Raw genomic sequence first — 22548 nt, forward strand, 5'->3', positions numbered from 1 at the left:
CTGTCCATACTTATCGTCATTGCCACTGAAGGAGGGAGACAGCATGCACTGGCAGACCCATACCGTTTTCAATCAACCTGCACCGCTTTCCAACAGCAACCTTTTCCTCTCGGACTGCGCCCTGCGCGATGCGGTCGCCCGTGAAGGGGCCGAGTGGGATATTGAGTTGCTCGCCAGCATCGGACAGCAGTTAGGCACCGCGGAGTCGCTGGAGCTGGGCAGGCTGGCAAACGTTAATCCTCCGGAGTTACTACGTTATGACGCCACCGGAGAGCGGCTGGATGACGTCCGCTTTCACCCGGCATGGCACCTGCTGATGCAGGGACTCTGTGCCAACCGCGTACATAACCTGGCGTGGGAAGAGGAGGCGCGTAAAGGGTCGTTTGTCGCTCGGGCCGCACGCTTTGTGCTTCATGCTCAGGTAGAGGCGGGCACGCTTTGCCCGGTCACCATGACGTTCGCTGCCACGCCGCTGCTGCAGCAGGCGCTCCCCAAAATATTTCACGACTGGCTGACGCCGCTGCTCAGCGATCGCTACGATCCGCATCTGGCCCCCGGCGCGCAAAAGCGCGGCCTGCTGATCGGCATGGGAATGACGGAAAAGCAGGGCGGCTCAGACGTGCTCAGCAACACCACCAAAGCGGAAAAATGCAGCGACGGCAGTTACAGGCTGGTGGGGCATAAATGGTTTTTCTCCGTCCCGCAAAGCGATGCGCACCTGGTGCTGGCCCAGGCGAAAGGCGGGCTATCCTGCTTTTTTGTGCCGCGCTTTTTGCCCGACGGACAACGCAACGCCGTCCGGCTGGAGCGACTCAAGGACAAGCTCGGAAACCGCTCCAACGCCAGCAGCGAGGTGGAGTTTCTTGATGCCTCCGGCTGGCTGCTGGGGGAAGAGGGCGAAGGGGTACGGCAGATCCTCAAAATGGGCGGGCTGACGCGTTTCGACTGCGCGCTGGGCAGCCACGGGCTGATGCGTCGGGCGCTCTCGGTGGCGCTGTACCATGCCCATCAGCGGCAAACCTTCGGCAAAAATCTCATCGACCAGCCGCTAATGCGTGAGGTGCTAAGCCGGATGGCGCTGGTGCTGGAGGGGCACACGGCGCTGCTGTTCCGACTGGCCCGGGCGTGGGACAAGCGTGCCGATCCGCAAGAAGCTGCCTGGGCGCGGCTGTTTACCCCGGCGGCGAAATTTAGCGTGTGCAAAGCGGGCATCCCGTTTGTCGCTGAGGCGATGGAGGTGCTGGGCGGGATCGGATATTGCGAAGAGAGCGAACTTCCCCGCCTGTACCGCGAGATGCCGGTGAACAGTATCTGGGAAGGGTCAGGAAATATCATGTGCCTGGACGTGCTGCGCGTGCTGGCGAAGCAGCCGGGTATTCACGATCTGCTTGCCGACGAGTTTGCGCAGGTGAAAGGGCAGGACAGACACTTCGACCGCAGCTGGCGACAGCTTCAGCAAAAACTGCGTAAACCGCAGGAGGCGCAGGGACGGGAGATTGCGCAGCAGCTTTTCTTGCTGGGGGCCGGGAGCCAGATGCTGCGGTACGCATCGCCCCCGGTGGCGCAGGCGTGGTGCCGCATGATGCTGGACACCCGTGGCGGTACGCTGATGAGTGAGCAGGTGCAAAGTGACCTGCTGCTGCGCGCCACGGGCAGAGTCGGCTAGCCTTTTAGCTGGAACAGACTCACCAGCTGAGCCAGGTGTGAACCCTTCTCGCGCAGCGTTTGAGCCGTTTGTTCGCTGCGTGAGATGCGATCGGCATTGATATGCGACGCTTCGCCAATATGGGTCATGGCGAGGTTCACCTGGCCGATCCCGGCGGACTGCTCGCGTGAGGCATGGTTAATCTCGGTGACCAGCTGGCTGATGTTATCGATATGAATGATGATGGCATCCATCGCCAGGCGCGTCTGTTCAGACAGCGCATGACCCTCACTCACTTTTCTGAGCGTATCGCCAATCAGCTGTTCAATCTCCTTCACCGCGTTAGCGCTGCGTCCCGCCAGCGCGCGAACTTCCTGGGCGACTACCGCAAATCCTTTTCCGTGCTCGCCCGCGCGGGCCGCTTCCACGGCCGCATTCAGCGCCAGAATATTGGTCTGGAAAGCAATGGACTCGATCACGCGCGTGATGTCTTCGATACGTTTTGACGCTTCGCGAATGTCGTCCATGGTCGACACCGCGTGGGTGACCGTCTCACCGCCCTGATGAACCGCGAGCGAGGTTTCACCCACCAGCTGCTGCGTTTGCTCCATATTGGCGGCATTTTGCTGCACGGTGGCGGCCAGCTGCTCCATGCTGGCGGACGTCTCTTCCACGCTGCTGGCCTGCTTGTTGATCTGCTCTGAAATCTCGCCAGTGTCGGCGGCCAGCGCGTTGGTGCCTGAATGGATCTCGCCTGCGGCCTCACGGACCTGCAGCACAATTTCTTGCAGGCCGCCGCCGATGCCGTTGATAGCATCGATCAGCTGGCCGACTTCGTCCTGGCGCGTTACGGGCAGGCTGGAACGGAGATCCCCTGCGGCATATTGCCGGGCAAGGTGGATCACATTGCGCAGCGGCCGGGTCAGCACGCGGCGAATCAGGACCACGAACAGGCCAGCGAAAAGGATGGATAAGACCACGCCGGCCAGCAGGAAACGATCGCGCATGGCGGTGACGCTTGAGAGCAGCACCGATTTATCCACTTCGCCCACGATAGTCCAGTTCCAGCCCGGCAGTGGGGTATAGGCCATTTTCAGCGTGCGACCGTCGTCGCTTACGCGCTCCAGCGTGCCGGGCTTGTCACTCAGAAGCTGTTGCTGCGTCGCGCCGTCCCACTTCGGCAGTTTTCCCTCTTCGCTGGCGTGGAACAGGTATTGCCCGCGCGTTTTTCCGTTGCTGCGATCCAGCACAAAGAAGTGACCGCTCTCGCCCAGCCTGCGGTTGAGGATTTTCTCACGCATCACGTTCCAGGAGTGGGTGATGTCCACCCCGACAAAGACGATCGCAATGACCTGTCCTTCGTCGTTTTTAACGGGCTGGTACTGGGTTATGTAGCGTTTGCCAAACAGCAGCGCCAGGCCGCGGTAGACTTCACCTTTGTTGACGGCGACAAAGGCCGGGCTGGCGCTATCCAGAACGGTACCCATTGCGCGCTCGCCGTTCTCTTTGCGCAGGGAAGTGGCTACGCGAACAAAGTCATTACCGTTGCGTACAAACAGCGTCGAAATGGCTCCCGTACGGTTCAGGAACTCGTCCGAAAGCGTGTTGTTTTCATGCAGCCCGGTTTCTCCACCTTTCAGAAGCGGAACGCTGAGCCCGTTGATCGTCTGGGTTTGGGAAGTATCAATGTTCAGGGGCTGCGGTAAAAAGGTGGTGAACAGACGGGTATAGCTCTCAACCTCTTCACTCAGGCTGGTGTTAAACATCTGCACCATGTCGACCATGCCGGTGGACTGATTATGCAGGTCTTCTACCGCAAGGGCTTCAAGCTGCTGGCTGGCTTTTTGGCTGAGCAGAAAAGTGAAAAGCAGAAACAGCGTGGCGACACTGACGCCCGTAAGCAGTGACAGCTTCGCACCCAGGCCTGCGCGGCGAAAAACGTTGATCATAAATTGCTCATCATTGAAAAGGTATGGTTCTTCAACGGCAGAGCGGGGATTACGTTTACTGAATTAATGTAACAAAATGTTATTTTATTGTTCTTGATTGGTTTTATATAAGATAAAAAATTTGCAAAAACGAAAAGCCACTAAAAATAAGTGGCTTTTATCAGAAGGGAGATTACACGTAGAGAATGGCCTGTACCCGCCAGTGGTCGATATGGTTATCTTCCTGCATCTGAATAATGCGATACCATGAAGCACCCTGCTCATCGGCCTTTAATGCCACGACACGTTCAACGTCTTGCGGGCTCCCCGAGATATTATTTACGGAGATCTGGCCAATTTCATTTAGGCCAGTCACACAATCAGCACTGGCGAATTCTGCTGACTGCGCGGTGGTGCTCACCAGGCCTGCTGAGAGCAACAGTGAGGTCAAAGCAAGAGTTCGTTTCATCGTCAGCTCCATTTCACATGTATCCGGTATCCGCCGGGCAATCCTTCGCAAATAAACTCCCTTCCATTGACGCGGGCATGGAGTTTATTGTGGACAGGAAAATGTCTATGGACGCAAAGCAGTGTAAATCTCGTTCAAAGGAAAACCATTATTTACGGTACAAAATGGCCTGTGAATACCACTGTCCCGTTATGATGGTTTCGTCGATCATAATGATGACGTAATAATCTGCTTTGGCGGCGACGGCCTGTGCTTTTATTGCCGATTCTGCGTCATCCGGAGAGCCGCGAACCAGCGCGGAGATGGTGCCCATTCGTTGTAATCCTTCCGTCTGATTACGACGAATCTCCTGTGGATGATCGGCGATCGGTGGAGCGGGTTGCGGCGTTCCCTGCAGCGCGCTACAGCCACTCAGCAGAAACACCAGCAATAAAGCAGCAAACCTGCGCATAACCATATCTCGTTTCCTGATAGCCATAGTGTAGTTGTCTGTGTATTTAGTTTTGGGGGAATGTTCCCGAAGTGTTATCTGGGACGTATATTTCGAATGAAAATGATGTGAAAGCGTAACCCAGTTCTCAACATTATGAATCATACATTCGCACAGGGTCGACAATGATTGAAATTGAAATACGCCACCTCGGCGACCATGAAATTTTACACGCGATGCCAGCGGGTAAACGTGATAAAGCGCTGCCTGTTGTGGTTTTTTATCACGGGTTTACCTCATCGAAGCTGGTTTACAGCTATTTTGCGGTCGCGCTGGCACAGGCAGGTTTTCGCGTGGTGATGCCAGATGCACCAGACCACGGCGCACGCTTTATGGGCAATGAACAGGCGCGGCTGGGGCAGTTCTGGCAGATTCTGCACGGGAGTCTGACCGAGTTTGCCGGGCTGCGCGATGCGCTTTATGAGGCGGGGCTGGTGGCCGACAATCGTCTGGCTGTCGCCGGGGCATCGATGGGCGGTATGACGGCGCTGGGGATTATGACGCATCATTCTGAAGTGAAGTCTGTCGCCTGTCTGATGGGCTCGGGCTACTTTACTTCGCTGGCGAAGACGCTTTTTCCCCCTCAGGATTTAACGGGAATGATCGCGACGCTGGCAGAGTGGGAAGTGACCCGGGCATTGCCGCGCGTGGCCGATCGCCCGCTGCTGCTGTGGCACGGTGACGCAGATGATGTGGTCCCGCCCGAGGGAACCTTCCGTCTGCAGCAGGCGTTAATGAATGAAGGACTGGACGGTAATCTGACCTGTCTGTGGGAACCTGGCGTCCGCCACCGCATCACGCCAACGGCGCTGGACGCGACGGTGGCGTTTTTCCGCCAGCACCTTTAAACGCGCAGGACTTTCACCCCCTGATCTTCCAGCTTCTGGAGGATCTGAGGGTTGGCGCCTTTGCCGGTGATCACCATGTCGATCTGTTCGGCACGGCTGAATAACATCCCTGCGCGCTCGCCCACTTTGCTGCTGTCGACCAGTACAACGAGCTTGCCCACAACGTTAAGCATGTTTTGCTCCGCCATCGCGGTCAGCATATCGGTTTTATACAGGCCATCCGCCGTCAGGCCTTTGCCGCTGGTAAACATCCAGTGCCCGGCATAGAGACTATTCTCGCTGTCCTGAGGGCTAAGGGTGATGGACTGGCTTTTGTTGTACTGGCCGCCCATGATCACCACGCTCTCATGCTCCTGATCGATGAGATAGTTGGCGAGCGGCAAGTAGTTGGTGATGATTTGCACCGGCTTGCCGCACATTTCACGACCCAGCAGAAACGCCGTGGAGCCGCAGTTGATGACCACGCTCTCACCGGGATTTACCAGCTGCGACGCGGCTCTGGCGATCCGTACTTTTTCATCATGATTTTGCGCCTGATGAATATTCATCGGCGTCCAGCGTGGGCGTTGCTGGCTGATGGCTTCCGCGCCGTTGCGGACCTTTTTCAGCTTGCCGCTTTCATCCAGCTTGTTAATGTCTCGCCGCGCCGTTGCCGGTGAGATCCCTAAACGTTCGATCACTTTCTCGACGGTGACAAACCCTGTTTGCGCCAGGAGTTCCAGGAGAATTTGATGCCGTTGCGCTTCCGTCATGAGCTATTCCGATAAGAATTGATTTGAAAAGATGATATTTGAAATAGCGTGAAATTACTAAAAGAAATATGGCATCGCCAGACATCACGTCTGGCGATTTGGCTGCACTATCAGAGGAAGGACTTGAACGGCAGGTCTGGCTCAATGGTGAAGCAATCATCGAAACCACGTGGGTAGTGATATTCCAGATTATCTTTGTCCAGTGGCCAGGTGAACTTGCCGCCGACCTGCCAGATGAACGGCTTGAAGCCATACTTCAGGCGGTCTTTTTTCATTTCCCACAGCACGCGGATTTCTTGCGGATCGGCCTGGAAGTTTGACCAGATATCGTGGTGGAACGGAATAACCACTTTAGTGTTCAGCGCTTCCGCCATACGCAGCATATCGGCGCTGGTCATTTTGTCGGTAATGCCGCGCGGGTTCTCGCCGTAGGAGCCCAGCGCCACGTCAATCTGGTGCTCGTTACCGTGCTTCGCGTAATAGTTGGAGTAATGAGAGTCGCCGCTGTGGTACAGGGAACCTCCAGGGGTTTTAAACAGGTAGTTGACCGCACGCTCATCCATACCGTCCGGCAGCACGCCAGCGGCTTTCTGGTCGGCTGGCAGGGTAATCAATGCGGTACGGTCAAAGGCATCCAGCGCATGGATTTCTATATCTTTGATTTTCACCACGTCGCCGGGCTTCATCACGATGCAGCGCTCTTTCGGCACGCCCCAGCCAATCCAGAGGTCCACGCAGGTCTGTGGCCCGATAAACGGCACGTCGTCCGCGCAGTTTTGCATTACCGCTGCCGCCACGTTCACGTCGATATGATCGTTGTGATCGTGAGTGGAAAGGACGGCGTCGATCTGGCGAATGGCAAACGGGTCAAGCACAAACGGTGTGGTACGCAGGTTCGGCTGCAGTTTTTCTACGCCCGCCATGCGCTGCATCTGATGGCCTTTTTTCATCAGCGGGTTGCCGTGGCTCTGCTTGCCGGTGCCGCACCAGAAATCGACGCAGATATTGGCGCCACCCTCTGATTTCAGCCAGATACCGGTACAGCCCAGCCACCACATTGCAAACGTGCCAGGAGCAACCTGTTCCTGCTCGATCTCTTCATTCAGCCAGCTGCCCCACTCCGGGAAGGTGCTCAGAATCCATGACTCACGGGTGATGGTGTTCACTTTACTCATCGTTTTGACTCCTGGTTTAATCAAAATTAATCATGTGGTGATTTGTTGTGATTAATGCTGGCACCATTTGATGCGCTTTGCAATGGTGAAAATGCGGAATTTTATCTGCTCGACTTCACGGATTCTGCGCTTTTTCCTTGTTAGACTATCCAGTGTTAAATATTAACAGTATGAATTATAAAGATTAATTCATTTTTCCCATACGGTAGTGAAAATCATTACTAACATCATGGAAATAATTTGCGTGATACGTCACAAATAATCAAATGCAATCTTGTGGTGATTATTTGTGATTAATAGAGTGATGGCACCAACCACACAGGGATTGCCCCTCGTGTTCTCATTTCTGGAGAGAGTTATGGAGATCCTCTACAACGTCTTTACCGTGTTCTTTAATCAGGTAATGACCAATGCCCCGCTGCTGCTGGGTATCGTGACGTGCCTGGGCTATATCCTGCTGCGCAAAAGCGTCAGTGTGATTATTAAAGGCACCATCAAAACCATTATCGGTTTCATGCTGTTGCAGGCGGGGTCAGGCATTCTGACCAGCACCTTTAAGCCGGTCGTCGCCAAAATGTCTGAGGTATATGGCATCAACGGTGCCATCTCTGACACATACGCCTCGATGATGGCGACCATCGAACGCATGGGGGATGCCTATAGCTGGGTGGGTTATGCGGTTCTGCTCGCCCTGGCGCTGAATATCATTTACGTTCTTCTGCGCCGTATTACCGGCATTCGCACCATCATGCTTACCGGGCACATCATGTTCCAGCAGGCGGGGCTGATCGCGGTTTCTCTCTATATCTTCGGCTACCCAATGTGGACCACGATTATCTGCACCGCGGTGCTGGTTTCGCTCTACTGGGGTATCACCTCCAACATGATGTACAAGCCAACCCAGGAAGTGACTGACGGCTGCGGCTTCTCCATCGGCCACCAGCAGCAGTTCGCCTCCTGGATTGCCTATAAAGTTGCGCCGTACCTGGGCAAAAAAGAAGAGAGCGTTGAAGATCTTAAGCTGCCGGGCTGGCTGAATATCTTCCACGACAACATCGTCTCCACCGCGATTGTGATGACCATCTTCTTCGGCGCCATTCTGCTCTCCTTCGGCATTGATGTTGTTCAGGCGATGGCCGGTAAAACCCACTGGACGGTCTATATCCTGCAGACCGGCTTCTCCTTCGCGGTGGCCATTTTCATCATCACGCAGGGCGTGCGTATGTTCGTCGCTGAACTGTCGGAAGCCTTCAACGGTATCTCCCAGCGCCTGATCCCCGGTGCGGTGCTGGCAATTGACTGTGCCGCTATCTACAGCTTCGCGCCAAACGCGGTGGTCTGGGGCTTTATGTGGGGCACCATCGGCCAGCTGATTGCGGTGGGCATCCTGGTCGGCTGCGGCTCCTCAATCCTGATAATTCCTGGCTTTATCCCGATGTTCTTCTCCAACGCCACCATCGGCGTTTTCGCTAACCACTTCGGCGGCTGGCGTGCGGCGCTCAAGATCTGCCTGGTCATGGGCATGGTGGAAATCTTCGGTTGCGTGTGGGCGGTTAAGCTCACCGGTATGAGTGCCTGGATGGGCATGGCGGACTGGTCAATTCTGGCACCGCCGATGATGCAGGGCTTTGCCTCCGTCGGGCTGGTCTTTATGGCCGTCATCATCCTGATTGCTCTGGCTTATATGTTCTTCGCTGGCCGTTCGCTGCGAGCTGAAGAAGATGCGGAAAAACAAACAGCAGAAGTGTCTGCTCATTAAGGAGTTTCGATTATGACCGTACGTATCCTGGCTGTGTGTGGCAATGGGCAAGGCAGCTCCATGATCATGAAGATGAAAGTGGACCAGTTTTTAACCCAGTCAAACATCGACCACACGGTGAACAGCTGCGCGGTGGGTGAATACAAAAGTGAACTGAACGGCGCGGATATCATCATCGCCTCTACCCACATCGCCGGCGAAATTAGCGTGTCGGGCAATAAATATGTGGTGGGCGTGCGCAACATGCTGTCGCCTGCGGATTTCGGACCAAAACTGCTGGAAGTGATTAAAGAGCACTTCCCACAAGACGTGAAGTAAGGACGCCACATGAAACTACGTGATTCGCTGGCAGAGAATAACTCCATCCTTTTGCAGGCGGAGGCCAGCACCTGGCAGGAAGCGGTGAAGCTGAGCGTGGATCTGCTGGTTAAGGCTGACGTTGTCGAGCCGCGTTACTACCAGGCCATTCTTGATGGCGTCGCGCAGCACGGCCCTTACTTTGTGATAGCGCCAGGGCTGGCAATGCCGCACGGGCGCCCTGAAGAGGGCGTGAAGAAAACCGGCTTCGCGCTGGTGACGCTGAAAACACCGCTGGTGTTTAACCACGAAGATAACGATCCGGTCGACATCCTGATCACCATGGCTGCCGTGGATGCCAACACCCACCAGGAGGTGGGCATCATGCAGATCGTCAATCTGTTTGATGACGAAGCCAATTTTGACCGTTTACGCGCCTGCCGTACCGAGCAGGAAGTGCTGGATTTAATTGATAACGCCACTGCGGCGGCAGTCTAAGAGGAATTGAACATGTCATTACCAATGTTGCAGGTTGCGCTGGATAACCAAACTCTGTCCCACGCTTACGAAACCACCCGCCTGATCGCGGAAGAAGTGGACATCATCGAAGTGGGCACCATTCTGTGCGTGGGCGAGGGCGTTCGCGCCGTTCGCGACCTGAAGGCGCTCTATCCGCATAAAATCGTGCTGGCGGATGCCAAGATCGCCGATGCAGGAAAAATCCTTTCCCGCATGTGCTTTGAAGCCAACGCCGACTGGGTCACCGTGATCTGCTGTGCGGATATCAACACCGCGAAAGGCGCGCTGGACGTAGCGAAAGAGTTTAACGGCGACGTGCAGATTGAGCTGACCGGCTTCTGGACCTGGGAGCAGGCCCAGGAGTGGCGCGACGCGGGCATTCAGCAGGTGGTGTATCACCGTAGCCGCGATGCGCAGGCCGCAGGCGTGGCGTGGGGCGACGCGGATATCAGCGCCATCAAACGTCTGGCGGATATGGGCTTCAAAGTCACCGTCACCGGCGGTCTGGCGCTGGAAGATCTGCCGCTGTTCCAGGGCATTCCAATTCACGTCTTTATTGCCGGTCGTAGTATTCGTGATGCGGCATCTCCGGTGGAAGCGGCGCGTCAGTTCAAACGCTCAATCGCTCAGCTTTGGGGCTAAGGAGCGGGTATGTTGTCAAAACAGGTCCCGCTTGGCATCTATGAAAAGGCACTCCCTGCGGGGGAGTGCTGGCTGGAGCGGTTGCAACTGGCAAAACAGCTGGGCTTCGATTTTGTCGAAATGTCCGTGGATGAGACGGACGAGCGTCTCTCTCGCCTCGACTGGAGCCGCGAACAGCGCCTGGCGCTGGTGAGCGCCGTTGCTGAAACGGGCGTGCGCGTGCCGTCCATGTGCCTGAGCGCCCACCGTCGTTTTCCGCTCGGCAGCGAAGACGATGCCGTACGCGCGCAGGGGCTGGAGATCATGCGTAAAGCCATTCGCTTTGCGCAGGATGTCGGTATCCGCGTGATCCAGCTGGCGGGTTATGACGTTTACTATCAGGAAGCCAACGATGAAACGCGCCGTCGTTTCCGTGACGGCCTGAAAGAGAGCGTCGAGATGGCAAGCCGCGCGCAGGTCACGCTGGCGATGGAGATCATGGACTACCCGTTGATGAACTCCATCAGTAAGGCGCTGGGCTACGCGCACTATCTGAATAACCCGTGGTTCCAGCTTTATCCCGATATCGGCAACCTGTCGGCATGGGATAACGACGTACAGATGGAACTGCAGGCGGGCGTCGGGCATATCGTGGCGGTGCACGTCAAAGATACCCGTCCTGGCGTGTTTAAAAACGTACCGTTCGGCACCGGGGTGGTGGATTTCGAACGGTGCTTCGAAACGCTCAAACAGACAGGCTATTGCGGGCCTTACCTGATTGAGATGTGGAGCGAGACGTCGGACGACCCGGCTGCAGAAGTGGCGAAGGCGCGGGACTGGGTGCGCGAACGTATGGCGCGGGCAGGGTTGCTGGAGGCTGAACATGCTTAAGCTTAAACAGCAGGTCTTTGAATCCAACATGGATCTGCCGCGCTATGGTCTGGTTACGTTCACCTGGGGCAACGTGAGCGCGATCGACCGCGAGCAGGGGCTTATCGTGATTAAGCCGAGCGGTGTAGCGTATGACACCATGAAAGCAGAGGATATGGTGGTGGTGGATCTCGATGGAAACGCCGTGGAAGGAAAATGGCGTCCCTCTTCAGATACCGCAACCCATCTGGCGCTGTACCGGCGTTATCCGTCCCTTGGCGGCGTGGTGCATACCCACTCCACGCACGCGACGGCCTGGGCACAGGCTGGGCTGCCCATCCCGGCGCTGGGCACCACCCACGCAGACTACTTCTTTGGCGACATCCCCTGCACGCGCGCATTAACGCAGGCTGAAGTGGAAGGCGAGTACGAGCTCAACACCGGTAAGGTCATCATCGAAACGTTGGGCGAAAGCGAACCGCTGCATACGCCGGGTATTGTGGTCTATCAGCACGGTCCGTTCTCCTGGGGAAAAGATGCCCACGACGCCGTTCATAATGCGGTCGTCATGGAGGAGGTGGCGCGCATGGCGTGGATTGCCCGCGGCATCAACCCACAGCTTCAGGGCATTGATGACTACCTGATGAACAAGCATTTTATGCGCAAGCATGGCCCGAATGCCTACTACGGGCAGAAGTGAATAAGCGCTCTGGAATACCGAAAAACAGTTGTAACCGGTGGTATTCCGGAGCCATTCACAAAAAAAGCCCCCGGGCAGGGGGCAACGTCAACTATGGCTATGTTCTCGTTGTTGGCTTTCCTGGTGCTAGCGTTAAAGCGTTATCGGTAAATATCTGCACTGGCGTGCATATTGCCGTTGCTGCCGGGCTCACGGGTTAACATCACGTGGTAATAGGTTGCGCCCTGCGCATCGGTTTCTTCATTTAATGCCTGATCTGCTTCACTTTCCGTGGCGAAATTATGATTGATGTAAATTACGCCCAAGCTTTGCACATCATCCATGTTTCTGGCCTGTCGGCTGTCTATCTTGATGGCTGCCATCGCGTTTGCACTGAGCAAAAGCGCCGCCATTATGGCTAATGCGATTTTTTTCATGATATGCGCTCCACGACTACATGCTGCGAGAGGGGGATGCTCCTTCTTTAATTCAGGTGATCTCTGATTAAAGTGTAATCACTCATCCGGCGGGGATGCGTGACCATTTCTGATGCAGTTGTTCAAAAAAACAGCGCTTCCGGGTGTGACCAATTTTAAATCACTCACTTAGACCCGCTTCGCGCTTTGTGCGAATTATTTGTGCAATCAGCTTGAGTTTCCAGGGGCGCGCAAGTATTATGACGCGTCAATTTTTCAGCCGACCTTTAACACGTTCCTTGCCTCCCCGGGCCTCGGCTGACCCAGACAGGAGGCTGAATAATCCGTAAGGAGCAATTCGATGCGTCATTACGAAATCGTTTTTATGGTCCATCCTGACCAGAGCGAACAGGTTCCGGGTATGATCGAGCGTTACACTGCTGCCATCACTGGTGCAGAAGGTACGATCCACCGTCTGGAAGACTGGGGCCGCCGTCAGCTGGCTTACCCGATCAACAAACTGCACAAAGCACACTACGTTCTGATGAACGTTGAAGCGCCGCAGGAAGTGATCGATGAGCTGGAAACTACCTTCCGCTTCAACGATGCCGTTATCCGCAGCATGGTTATGCGTACCAAAAACGCAGTTACCGAAGCATCTCCGATGGTTAAAGCGAAAGACGAGCGCCGTGAGCGTCGCGATGATTTCGCAAACGAAACCGCAGATGATTCTGATGCTGGGGATTCTGAAGAGTAATTTCTGATGACCAACCGTCTGGCGTTGTCCGGCATCGTATGCAGGGCTCCCCTTCGAAAGGTCAGTCCATCAGGAATTCCGCATTGCCAGTTCGTGCTTGAGCATCGTTCTGTGCAAGAGGAAGCCGGGTTTCACCGGCAGGCGTGGTGCCAAATGCCCGTTATTATTAGCGGACACGAAAACCAGGCCATTACTCACAGTTTAACGGTCGGTAGCGCAGTAATCGTTCAGGGGTTCATCTCTTGCCACAAGGCAAAGAACGGCCTGAGCAAAATGGTTCTGCATGCCGAGCAGATTGATTTGATAGATTCTGGAGACTAGCCATATGGCACGTTATTTCCGTCGTCGCAAGTTCTGCCGTTTCACCGCGGAAGGCGTTCAAGAGATCGACTATAAAGATATCGCAACGCTGAAAAACTACATCACCGAAAGCGGTAAGATTGTCCCAAGCCGTATCACCGGTACTCGTGCAAAATACCAGCGTCAGCTGGCTCGCGCTATCAAACGCGCTCGCTACCTGTCCCTGCTGCCGTACACTGATCGTCATCAGTAATCGGGCACGGTCCATTAATACGACTTTAAGAGGATAAGGTAATGCAAGTTATTCTGCTTGATAAAGTAGCAAACCTGGGCAGCCTGGGTGATCAGGTTAACGTTAAAGCGGGTTACGCACGTAACTTCCTGGTTCCACAGGGTAAAGCTGTTCCGGCTACCAAGAAAAACGTAGAGTTTTTCGAAGCACGTCGCGCTGAACTGGAAGCCAAACTGGCTGACGTTCTGGCGGCTGCTAACGCTCGCGCTGAAGCAATCAACGCACTGGGCACCGTTACCATCGCGTCTAAATCTGGCGACGAAGGTAAACTGTTCGGTTCCATCGGTACCCGCGATATCGCTGATGCAGTTTCTGCAGCAGGCGTTAAAGTGGCTAAGAGCGAAGTTCGTCTGCCGAACGGCGTTCTGCGTACCACTGGTGAGCACGAAGTTGACTTCCAGGTTCACAGCGAAGTGTTCGCTAAACTGGTTGTTAACGTTGTAGCTGAGTAATTTTTTACTCTGCTCACGTTGAAACGCCGGCCTTGTGCCGGCGTTTTGCTTTTTAGAGAACCGGGCCTTAACGCGCCCTGATAAAACTGCCGTCTGGCTGGCGGGTAAACAGTACCTGTTGTCCACTTCCCGTATCAATCGTTAACCCTGTCACCACCCCGCTGGCATTCTGGCGAATCTGTACCATCTGACCATTCTGCAGGTTACTGAGCGGTTTACCCGCACCTTCCACCTTCGCCATGGCATAGACGTCGGTCGGCGGCAGGTTGTGATCCCGGAACAGCTGCGCCAGAGTTTTGCCCGGCTCTACGCGGTAGGAACGCCACTGTTGCTCAATGCCGGTGGGCTGTTGCGTCTGAGGCTGAGACGGGGCGGCGGCTTGATCCTGCGGCTGTTCATCCTGAATGGGCTCAGGCTCAACCGGCGCGACCTGACCCGGATCGTTAGACGGGGTGACGAGCTGCGTCTGCATCGGCTGTGCGTCAGGCTGCGGCCGCGTCTGCGACTGAATGTCCAGTTGGGCATTGCGGGTGACGGGTGTGGTATCGACATCATCGCCCCCGGAAGGAAGCAGGAAGCCCACGATCATCATCAGTGCGCCAATAATGATCCCTCTGCGATGCAGAGGAGGCAGCGGGTCCATGATGCGAAAATTGTCCGGCGCCTGCCAGATTTTCGCCAGGGTAGGTTTCAGTTCAAATCGCCCGGGCATGGCACTCCTCCTGCTCCGCGTATTTTTTATCCTGTGTCCCGAAGTATAGTTTGCTAACTGCCTGAACGGCGTAGTAAACCCGACATCCGTGACATCAGTTCGGGATTAATCCTGGTTATCTCTATTGTTTCTGTTTCGTCGCGGTTTGTCACCTTAACTTCAGACAAAGTTTTACCCATAAGGGCATGGCTGATATGCTGCCCGCTACTTTAAATGTGATGGAAGGAAAACCCATGACCACCCCGACTTTTGACACTATCGAAGCGCAGGCAAGTTACGGTATCGGCTTGCAGGTAGGACAGCAGCTGAGCGAATCCGGCCTGGAAGGTCTGTTACCAGAAGCGCTGGTGGCGGGTATCGCTGACGCGCTGGAAGGTAAACAGCCTGCCGTTCCGGTTGACGTTGTGCACCGTGCGCTGCGTGAAATCCACGAACGTGCTGACGCCGTGCGTCGTGAGCGCTTTGAAGAGATGGCCGCCGAAGGTGTGAAATATCTGGAAGAGAACCGCGAGCGTGAAGGCGTGAACAGCACCGAGTCTGGTCTGCAGTTCCGCGTGATCAATCAGGGCGACGGCGCAATCCCGGCACGTACCGACCACGTTCGCGTACATTACACCGGTAAGCTGATTGACGGTACCGTCTTCGACAGCTCCGTGGCGCGCGGCGAACCGGCTGAATTCCCGGTGAATGGCGTCATCGCAGGCTGGATCGAAGCCCTGACCCTGATGCCGGTCGGTTCCAAATGGGAACTGACTATCCCGCATAACCTGGCCTACGGCGAGCGCGGCGCTGGCGCGTCCATCCCGCCATTCAGCACCCTGGTCTTTGAAGTCGAGCTGCTGGAAATTCTGTAATCGAATTTTCTTATTTCCTCTCCCCGGTTGGGGAGAGGAAAATAGTGTAAAAACCTATAGTTACGGTGCTATCAACATTTTATCTTGCAAACGAAACTGTTGCGTGTATTTTTGTGAGCTGTTTCGCGCTGTATGAGTGATATGACACTCACTTTCAACATATTATTAACATAATATCTAAATCATAGTATTCATCCCGCCGATTCTTACCTAATATCGATTAGCCCTTACAAGGGAACGTCATCTTTTGACGTATTTAAAGGCCAGAAGAGCCTTAACAACACAGACAGGCATAAACAGGAAAATATCACATGGTAGATCAGGTCAAAGTCGTCGCCGACGAAGAGGCGTCGTCTGAACAGTCGCTACGGCGCAATCTCACAAACCGTCATATTCAGCTCATTGCGATTGGTGGTGCCATCGGTACCGGGCTGTTTATGGGGTCAGGCAAAACCATCAGTCTCGCCGGACCGTCAATCATATTTGTCTATATGATTATCGGTTTTATGCTGTTCTTCGTGATGCGTGCAATGGGTGAATTGCTGCTCTCGAACCTCGAATACAAATCCTTTAGCGACTTCGCTTCTGACCTGCTCGGGCCATGGGCGGGCTATTTCACCGGCTGGACCTACTGGTTCTGCTGGGTCGTCACCGGTATGGCGGACGTCGTGGCGATTACCGCCTACGCGCAGTTCTGGTTCCCGGGGCTGTCGGACTGGGTTGCCTCGCTGGCGGTCATTGTCCTGCTGCTGAGCCTTAACCTCGCCACCGTTAAAATGTTCGGTGAGATGGAGTTCTGGTTCGCGATGATCAAGATCGTGGCGATTGTCGGGCTCATCGTTGTGGGTCTGGTGATGGTTCTCACCCACTTCCAGTCGCCAACGGGCGTTCAGGCGTCGTTTACGCATCTGTGGAATGACGGCGGCTGGTTCCCGAAAGGCATCAGCGGCTTCTTTGCCGGCTTCCAGATCGCGGTATTTGCTTTCGTAGGGATTGAGCTGGTGGGCACCACGGCGGCGGAGACCAAAGATCCCGAGAAGTCTCTCCCGCGCGCCATTAACTCCATTCCGGTTCGTATCATCATGTTCTACGTCTTCGCGCTGGTCATTATTATGTCCGTGACGCCGTGGAGCTCCGTGGTGCCGACCAAGAGCCCGTTCGTTGAACTGTTCGTGCTGGTAGGCCTGCCTGCCGCCGCGAGCCTGATTAACTTCGTGGTGCTGACCTCTGCGGCTTCATCTGCCAACAGCGGTGTGTTCTCAACCAGCCGTATGCTGTTTGGTCTGGCGCAGGAAGGCGTGGCGCCGAGCGCCTTCGCGAAGCTGTCTAAGCGTGCGGTACCGGCGAAAGGTTTGACCTTCTCCTGCATGTGCCTGCTGGGCGGTGTGGTGATGCTGTACGTGAACCCAAGCGTGATTGGCGCGTTCACCATGATTACCACGGTCTCTGCGATCCTGTTTATGTTCGTCTGGACCATCATCCTCTGTTCATACCTGGTGTACCGCAAGCAGCGTCCGCACCTGCATGAAAAATCGATCTACAAGATGCCGCTGGGCAAGCTGATGTGCTGGGTGTGCATGGCGTTCTTCGTCTTCGTGCTGGTTCTGCTGACGCTGGAAGATGATACCCGTCAGGCACTCATCGTCACGCCGCTGTGGTTTATCGCGCTGGGGCTGGGCTGGGTGTTTATCGGTAAGAAACGTATGGCAGGCATGCGTTAAGCATGTTGCCGGGTGGCGCTGACGTTTACCCGGCCTACGTTCCAGGACGTTGTAGGCCCGGTAAGCGCTAGCGCCACCGGGCTTTTTTATTCCCCAGCTAATGCCCGAGGGAACAGAACGTTGTTCTCAAGACTGATGTGTTCCATCAGGTCGTCGATCGTTTCGTTAATGCCGTTGTACATCGCTTTCCACGTTGTGCACGCTTCTGGCGGCGGTGTGACGTTGTGGGTGGTGTGTTTGATCACTTCCAGCAGTTCACCCGCGTCATCATGTTCGCTTTCCATCACGCTGATTGGCCCCATTGCCTGGCTACCCATTCCCTGTTTGATCATCGGGAAGAGGATCTGCTCTTCTTTCATCATATGGCTGGAAAGCTCTTCGTGCAGCATTGTCAGGTATTTCGCCAGGCCGCGCGGTACGGAAGGTTTGTCGGCATGTACGCGCTCGACTTTGGTCGCCTGCAGGATCAGTTCCGGCAACTGTTCACGGTGACGGTCATGGTATCGCACGATGATATGGTCGATGATTTCAGCGAGCGGGGCGGTTCGCCAGTCTTTGTCGACGGGCTGTTCGGCCAGCAGCGCCAGCTCTGCTTCAATCACCTCAACGTCCAGCTCTTTGCGTGAGGCCGCTCGCGCCAGGGTTTGCTTACCGCCGCAGCAGTAATCCATATCGTATTTACGGAACAGCGCAGAAGCGCGAGGAATGGAGAGCGCCAGCTCGCCAAGGGGTTGGTCGCGAAAGGCCATAGCAGTTACCTCGTCATCAATAATATAAGATGTATATTAAATGCATCTTTAAAGCGATGCTATAACCCTTTAGAGGGAACGGGAAAAATGAGATGCAGATCACAAAAAAAACACCCCTTTTAACTCTCTGAATGGACTTAAGAAAGTGGTTTAGAAACTTTTTAAAGGTGTAGAAACAGTAAACAACCCGCCGCGCCTGCCGATATATCCACGTCAGACAAACCTGCATATAACAAAGGCAACGCATGTTTAAACGTATAAAAGTCATTACCCTTCTGATTTCGGTGCTGCTTGTGCTCGGCATCATGCAAATGATTTCCGCCGGTATCTTTATCAACGCGCTGAACAACGATAAAGACAACTTCACCGTGTCGCAGCTGTCCAGCAAGAACGTGGCGGAGTTTACCGATGCGTGGATCAGTCTGAACCAGGCACGCGTCACCCTGAACCGCGGGATGTTGCGCCTGCAAAGCAGCATGGCCTCTCAGATTAACGGCGGTCAGTTGAATGAGCTGGTGACGACGGCGAAAAATCTGCTGACTGATGCCCAGGTCCATTACGATAAATACTATGCCTTGCCGAATACGCCAGGGCTGGATGAGAACCTGACCAACCAACTCGAAGAGCAGTACCGCATTTACTCTGCAACGCTGACCCAAATGAACGTTCTGCTGAGCCAGGGCAATCTGGAAGATATGTTCAAGCAGAATGCAGAACAAAAGCAAAACGCCATGCAGAAGGTTTATCGTGAATGGCGTGAAGCGCAGGCCGCGCTCACTGATAAAGGCATCCAGGACAATGAAAGCGACTACAAGCGCATCCTGTGGATCCTGTCTGCGGTCATGCTGCTGGTGATTGTGGTGATTATTTCCAGCTGGGTAGCCATGCGCCGCGTGCTGCTGCTGCCTCTGGAAGAGGTGATTAACCATATTCGCGCCATTGCGGCGGGGGATTTAACCCAGTCGATTCAGGCTGAAGGTAAGAACGAAATGGCTATTCTGGCGCGCAACGTTCAGGAGATGCAAACTTCGCTGGCGAACACCGTGGGCGTGGTGCGTGAAGGCGCAGATACCATCTACACCGGTGCCGGTGAAATTTCTGCGGGCAGCAACGATCTCTCTTCCCGTACCGAGCAGCAGGCCGCTTCTCTGGAAGAAACGGCAGCCAGCATGGAACAGCTGACGGCAACCGTGAAGCAGAACGCCGATAATGCGCGTCAGGCTTCCCGTCTGGCGCTGGACGCCTCATCAACGGCGAAGAAGGGCGGGAACGTGGTTGAAGGCGTGGTGCGAACAATGGACGAAATCGCCACCAGCTCCAGTAAAATCGCGCAAATTACTAACGTGATCGACGGTATTGCCTTCCAGACTAACATCCTGGCGTTGAACGCGGCGGTGGAAGCGGCGCGCGCGGGCGAGCAGGGCCGTGGTTTTGCGGTGGTGGCAGGGGAAGTACGTACTCTCGCCCAGCGCAGCGCCCAGGCGGCGAAAGAGATCAAAGCGCTGATCGATGATTCCGGCGAGCGCGTGAACGCGGGCTCCCAGCTGGTTAACGAAGCCGGGGAGACGATGGCAGAGATCGTCAATGCGGTCACCCGCGTCACCGACATCATGGGCGAAATTGCCTCTGCCTCTGACGAGCAGAGCCGCGGTATCGACCAGGTGGGTCAGGCGGTAGCCGAGATGGACCGCGTGACCCAGCAGAACGCCTCGCTGGTAGAGGAGTCTGCGGCCGCGGCGGCGGCGCTGGAAGATCAGGCTGCACGCCTGAACGAAGCGGTGGCGGTGTTCAAAATCACCCGTAACCAGGCGGTCAAAGCGGCGCCGGTGAAAACCTATGTGCCAAAAGCGCAGCCCGTAGCGGCGGCGTCTGAAGGGAACTGGGAAACGTTTTAACATCATGCCGGGTGGCGCTGGGGTATGAACCGGAAACATGGGTAACACTTTAGACCGGATACATGGGTAACAGTTATAACTGGCATAGAAGAGGAGACTCGCTATGCCCTGGACTGAGACCCGACCTATGCAACGCCTTGATTTTATCCGTGCCTGCCATGCAGGTACGGACTCCTTCTCCGCTCTTTGCCGTCTTTTTGGCATCAGCCGTAAAACCGGCTATAAATGGCTTCAGCGTTTTGATCCCTCTGACCTGTCATCTCTCTCTGACCGGTCGCGCGCGCCACACTCCCACTCCCGGACGGTTCCTGATGATATCGCCGGACAGCTTACGGCCCTGAGGCAAAAATACCCTGACTGGGGTCCCAAAAAACTGCGGATGTGGCTGCTCAATCATCACGTCGATTTTACCGTCCCTGCTGCCAGCACTATCGGCGATATCCTCAAGCGTGAAGGCCTGGTTCCGGATAAAAAGCGAAAACGCAGAACCCCGGGCAATCGCCAGCCCCTGACCATCATCAGTGAGAACAATCAGGTCTGGAGCGCTGATTTTAAAGGCAAGTTCAGGCTGCTGAGCCGGGAATACTGCCATCCCTTCACCCTGACCGACAATCACAGCCGGTATCTTCTGAGCTGCCGGGGAACGGACCGGGAGAGCGAGCCCTTCGTCAGGCAGTGCCTGACGGATGCGTTCCTGGAGTACGGTCTGCCGGAAGTCCTGAGAACGGATAATGGTCAGCCGTTCGCGGGAACAGGTATTGCCGGGTTAAGTCGCCTTGCAGTCTGGCTGATAAAGCTGGGCATCAGACCGGAACGTATCAGAAAGGGGCATCCGGAAGAAAACGGCCGTCATGAGCGAATGCACCGCTCGCTGAAAAGTGCAGTGAAACAGGGCAACACCTTCATGACGATGGAAGAACAACAGCGGTGGTTCAGTGACTACCGGGAAGAATTTAACCACGAAAGACCGCATGAAGCCCTGGCGGGTGCAACGCCCGGAACGGTGTGGAAGCCCTCAGGCCGTCACTGGGATGGCAGGGTTCCTGAATATGCTTATCCGGAAGGCGGTACGGTCTACAGGGTGAAATCGAGGGGGACACTCTACATGGGGAAAAAGGGGACGGTGTTCCTGAGTGAAGCGCTGACTGATGAGTACATCATGCTGGAAGAACAAGATGATGGCCTTGAGGCCATCATCTTTAACGGAATAACGCTTGCGTACTATGACCGAAGAACCCAGAGTGTGCTCCGGATAGACTAAAAGTGTTACCTATGTTCCCGGTCTGATCTGTCACCTATGTATCCGGTCATACACTGGCGCTTACCCGGCCTACGGTTTTGTAGGCCCTGCAAGCGCAGCGCCGCTGGGCAATGCTCACACCTCCGACGCCGGAACGACCCTCGGTTTCTCCGGCTTCGCTCTTACCGCCATCACCACTCCCACCACCAGCAGTGCGATCCCGCAGGCCGTGAATAACGGCGGCACGCTCTGGCGCATCAGGAAGGTATAAAGCAGTCCCGCCAGGGTTTCGAAGACAATCAGCGGCCCTAAAATCACCGTCGGCAACTTCTGGCTGGCAATGTTCCAGCACAGCGCGCCCACCCATGAGCACAGCACCGCAATCGCAATCATCAGGCCGATAAACACCCAGGGTCTTGGCCCGAAGGGTTGGGCGAAGTCTGGCTGTTGATGGCCTAACCAGATGCACGCGCCGGCATATCCCACCAGTGAGACGGGCAGCGTGACCAGCGCCTGCGCCGTCGCCCACATCATCGGGTGCTTGTCCGGGTTCTCCCGCAGCCAGCGCGCATTGCGCAGGGCATACCATGCCCAGCACGCCACGGAAATGAACGCCAGCACAATGCCAGAGCCGTAACGCCACAGGTCAACATCCGCCTGCCCATGACGCAGCTCGGCAATATTAACGCATACCAGCCCCACGGCGGTGCATACCAGCGCCGGGGTCATTTTTGACCACGCCAGTTTGCCATCGCGGTGGCTGTAGAGCAGGTTAGCAAAGACAGGGATAACGACCGGCAGCGTGCCGATAATCATGGTAGATACCGGCGCACCGGTACGCTGAATGGCACTCGCGAGGCAAACGTAGTAGATAAGATTGCCCATCATCGTTAGCGCCAGCGCGGTACCCCAGTCCTGACGGCTGAGCTGACGCAGGCGCGCGCGTCCCAGCCACGCCAGAGGCAGGGCAATCAGCCCCAGCGCCAGATAACGTCCGGTCGACTGCAGTATTGCCGGATACTCGGGCACGATTAATGGGCCGACAAAAATCAGCCCCCACATCATCCCGGCCAGCAGGGCATACAACACACCACTAATCATTTTTCCA

At 55.5% G+C, this 22548-nt stretch carries 25 protein-coding genes; 16 read left to right on the plus strand and 9 right to left on the minus strand.

Annotated features, from left to right (window positions below):
- Positions 1-43 precede the first annotated feature (43 nt).
- On the plus strand, positions 44-1666 hold the full coding sequence (locus V1566_RS05000) for an isovaleryl-CoA dehydrogenase (protein ID WP_395305223.1): 1623 nt from the start codon (positions 44-46) through the stop codon (positions 1664-1666).
- Here V1566_RS05000 and V1566_RS05005 read toward each other — a convergent pair.
- The 3 genes from V1566_RS05005 to bsmA all read right to left on the minus strand — a co-directional run bounded on the left by V1566_RS05005 (position 1663) and on the right by bsmA (position 4520).
- A complete protein-coding gene (locus V1566_RS05005; RefSeq protein WP_395305224.1) occupies positions 1663-3594 on the minus strand; it encodes a methyl-accepting chemotaxis protein in 1932 nt (643 codons plus the stop codon). The two genes, V1566_RS05000 and V1566_RS05005, sit on opposite strands and share 4 nt — an antisense overlap.
- Positions 3595-3766: 172 nt before the next feature.
- Positions 3767-4054 carry a DUF1471 family protease activator YjfN gene (gene yjfN / locus V1566_RS05010; protein ID WP_021240708.1) on the minus strand — a complete coding sequence of 96 codons (288 nt, stop codon included), beginning with the start codon at positions 4052-4054 and terminating at the stop codon, positions 3767-3769.
- Positions 4055-4190: 136 nt separating this feature from the next.
- Complete coding sequence (gene bsmA / locus V1566_RS05015) at positions 4191-4520, minus strand: biofilm peroxide resistance protein BsmA (protein ID WP_395305225.1); 330 nt, start codon at positions 4518-4520, stop codon at positions 4191-4193.
- A gap of 137 nt (positions 4521-4657) precedes the next feature.
- Between bsmA and yjfP the strand changes: the two genes are divergently transcribed.
- Positions 4658-5380, plus strand: a complete 723-nt coding sequence (gene yjfP, locus V1566_RS05020) for an esterase (protein WP_395305226.1) — start codon at positions 4658-4660, stop codon at positions 5378-5380.
- Here the strand turns inward: yjfP and ulaR are convergent.
- Both ulaR and ulaG read right to left on the minus strand, forming a co-directional pair.
- Positions 5377-6132 (minus strand): HTH-type transcriptional regulator UlaR, encoded by a 756-nt coding sequence (gene ulaR, locus V1566_RS05025; protein WP_395305227.1) that lies wholly within the window; start codon positions 6130-6132, stop codon positions 5377-5379. The genes yjfP and ulaR overlap by 4 nt on opposite strands.
- A gap of 110 nt (positions 6133-6242) precedes the next feature.
- Entirely contained in the window at positions 6243-7307 is a 1065-nt protein-coding gene (gene ulaG / locus V1566_RS05030; RefSeq protein WP_010427455.1) for an L-ascorbate 6-phosphate lactonase, read from the minus strand.
- A 358-nt stretch (positions 7308-7665) separates the two neighbouring features.
- Between ulaG and ulaA the strand changes: the two genes are divergently transcribed.
- The 6 genes from ulaA to V1566_RS05060 are packed head-to-tail and all read left to right on the plus strand — an operon-like array spanning position 7666 to position 12073.
- Positions 7666-9066, plus strand: coding sequence for a PTS ascorbate transporter subunit IIC (gene ulaA, locus V1566_RS05035; protein ID WP_126545637.1), 1401 nt, complete (start codon positions 7666-7668; stop codon positions 9064-9066).
- Between the two features lie 12 nt (positions 9067-9078).
- Positions 9079-9384 carry a PTS ascorbate transporter subunit IIB gene (gene ulaB / locus V1566_RS05040; protein ID WP_003856022.1) on the plus strand — a complete coding sequence of 102 codons (306 nt, stop codon included), beginning with the start codon at positions 9079-9081 and terminating at the stop codon, positions 9382-9384.
- A gap of 9 nt (positions 9385-9393) precedes the next feature.
- Positions 9394-9861 carry a PTS ascorbate transporter subunit IIA gene (gene ulaC, locus V1566_RS05045; protein WP_013095304.1) on the plus strand — a complete coding sequence of 156 codons (468 nt, stop codon included), beginning with the start codon at positions 9394-9396 and terminating at the stop codon, positions 9859-9861.
- Positions 9862-9873: 12 nt separating this feature from the next.
- A complete protein-coding gene (gene ulaD / locus V1566_RS05050; protein ID WP_063144079.1) occupies positions 9874-10524 on the plus strand; it encodes a 3-keto-L-gulonate-6-phosphate decarboxylase UlaD in 651 nt (216 codons plus the stop codon).
- A gap of 9 nt (positions 10525-10533) precedes the next feature.
- Positions 10534-11394, plus strand: a complete 861-nt coding sequence (locus V1566_RS05055) for an L-ribulose-5-phosphate 3-epimerase (protein ID WP_395305228.1) — start codon at positions 10534-10536, stop codon at positions 11392-11394.
- Positions 11387-12073, plus strand: coding sequence for an L-ribulose-5-phosphate 4-epimerase (locus tag V1566_RS05060; protein WP_395305229.1), 687 nt, complete (start codon positions 11387-11389; stop codon positions 12071-12073). Before V1566_RS05055 ends, V1566_RS05060 begins: the two co-directional genes overlap by 8 nt.
- 140 nt (positions 12074-12213) lie before the next feature.
- On the opposite strand, the gene yjfY is transcribed toward V1566_RS05060, so the two are convergent.
- Positions 12214-12489 (minus strand): DUF1471 family protein YjfY, encoded by a 276-nt coding sequence (gene yjfY, locus V1566_RS05065; protein WP_010427445.1) that lies wholly within the window; start codon positions 12487-12489, stop codon positions 12214-12216.
- A 340-nt stretch (positions 12490-12829) separates the two neighbouring features.
- On the opposite strand from yjfY, the gene rpsF reads away from it, so the two are divergent.
- The 4 genes from rpsF to rplI are packed head-to-tail and all read left to right on the plus strand — an operon-like array spanning position 12830 to position 14269.
- Positions 12830-13225, plus strand: coding sequence for a 30S ribosomal protein S6 (gene rpsF / locus V1566_RS05070; RefSeq protein ID WP_080328808.1), 396 nt, complete (start codon positions 12830-12832; stop codon positions 13223-13225).
- A gap of 6 nt (positions 13226-13231) precedes the next feature.
- The gene (priB, locus tag V1566_RS05075) at positions 13232-13546 is read left to right on the plus strand and encodes a primosomal replication protein N (protein WP_008502895.1); all 315 of its coding nucleotides are present in this window, start codon (positions 13232-13234) and stop codon (positions 13544-13546) included.
- Between the two features lie 4 nt (positions 13547-13550).
- Positions 13551-13778, plus strand: coding sequence for a 30S ribosomal protein S18 (gene rpsR, locus V1566_RS05080; RefSeq protein ID WP_000135199.1), 228 nt, complete (start codon positions 13551-13553; stop codon positions 13776-13778).
- A gap of 41 nt (positions 13779-13819) precedes the next feature.
- Complete coding sequence (gene rplI, locus V1566_RS05085; protein WP_023310148.1) at positions 13820-14269, plus strand: 50S ribosomal protein L9; 450 nt, start codon at positions 13820-13822, stop codon at positions 14267-14269.
- A gap of 67 nt (positions 14270-14336) precedes the next feature.
- On the opposite strand, the gene V1566_RS05090 is transcribed toward rplI, so the two are convergent.
- Positions 14337-14981: a LysM-like peptidoglycan-binding domain-containing protein gene (locus V1566_RS05090; RefSeq protein ID WP_395305230.1), complete on the minus strand. Its 645-nt coding sequence runs from the start codon at positions 14979-14981 to the stop codon at positions 14337-14339.
- Positions 14982-15214: 233 nt separating this feature from the next.
- On the opposite strand from V1566_RS05090, the gene fklB reads away from it, so the two are divergent.
- The gene (gene fklB / locus V1566_RS05095; RefSeq protein ID WP_395305231.1) at positions 15215-15835 is read left to right on the plus strand and encodes an FKBP-type peptidyl-prolyl cis-trans isomerase; all 621 of its coding nucleotides are present in this window, start codon (positions 15215-15217) and stop codon (positions 15833-15835) included.
- Positions 15836-16146: 311 nt separating this feature from the next.
- Positions 16147-17556: a D-serine/D-alanine/glycine transporter gene (gene cycA / locus V1566_RS05100; protein ID WP_032662435.1), complete on the plus strand. Its 1410-nt coding sequence runs from the start codon at positions 16147-16149 to the stop codon at positions 17554-17556.
- A gap of 86 nt (positions 17557-17642) precedes the next feature.
- Here cycA and ytfE read toward each other — a convergent pair whose 3' ends face one another.
- Complete coding sequence (gene ytfE, locus V1566_RS05105) at positions 17643-18305, minus strand: iron-sulfur cluster repair protein YtfE (protein ID WP_311391319.1); 663 nt, start codon at positions 18303-18305, stop codon at positions 17643-17645.
- A gap of 245 nt (positions 18306-18550) precedes the next feature.
- Between ytfE and V1566_RS05110 the strand changes: the two genes are divergently transcribed.
- Both V1566_RS05110 and V1566_RS05115 read left to right on the plus strand, forming a co-directional pair.
- Positions 18551-20200: a methyl-accepting chemotaxis protein gene (locus V1566_RS05110; protein WP_395305232.1), complete on the plus strand. Its 1650-nt coding sequence runs from the start codon at positions 18551-18553 to the stop codon at positions 20198-20200.
- A 103-nt stretch (positions 20201-20303) separates the two neighbouring features.
- Positions 20304-21461, plus strand: a complete 1158-nt coding sequence (locus V1566_RS05115; protein ID WP_395303785.1) for a DDE-type integrase/transposase/recombinase — start codon at positions 20304-20306, stop codon at positions 21459-21461.
- A gap of 114 nt (positions 21462-21575) precedes the next feature.
- Here the strand turns inward: V1566_RS05115 and V1566_RS05120 are convergent, their stop codons facing one another.
- On the minus strand, positions 21576-22541 hold the full coding sequence (locus V1566_RS05120; RefSeq protein ID WP_395305233.1) for a DMT family transporter: 966 nt from the start codon (positions 22539-22541) through the stop codon (positions 21576-21578).
- Positions 22542-22548: the final 7 nt, after the last annotated feature.

It is taken from the genome of Enterobacter sp. ECC-019, from assembly GCF_043974075.1.
Taxonomy (GTDB): domain Bacteria; phylum Pseudomonadota; class Gammaproteobacteria; order Enterobacterales; family Enterobacteriaceae; genus Enterobacter; species Enterobacter asburiae_D.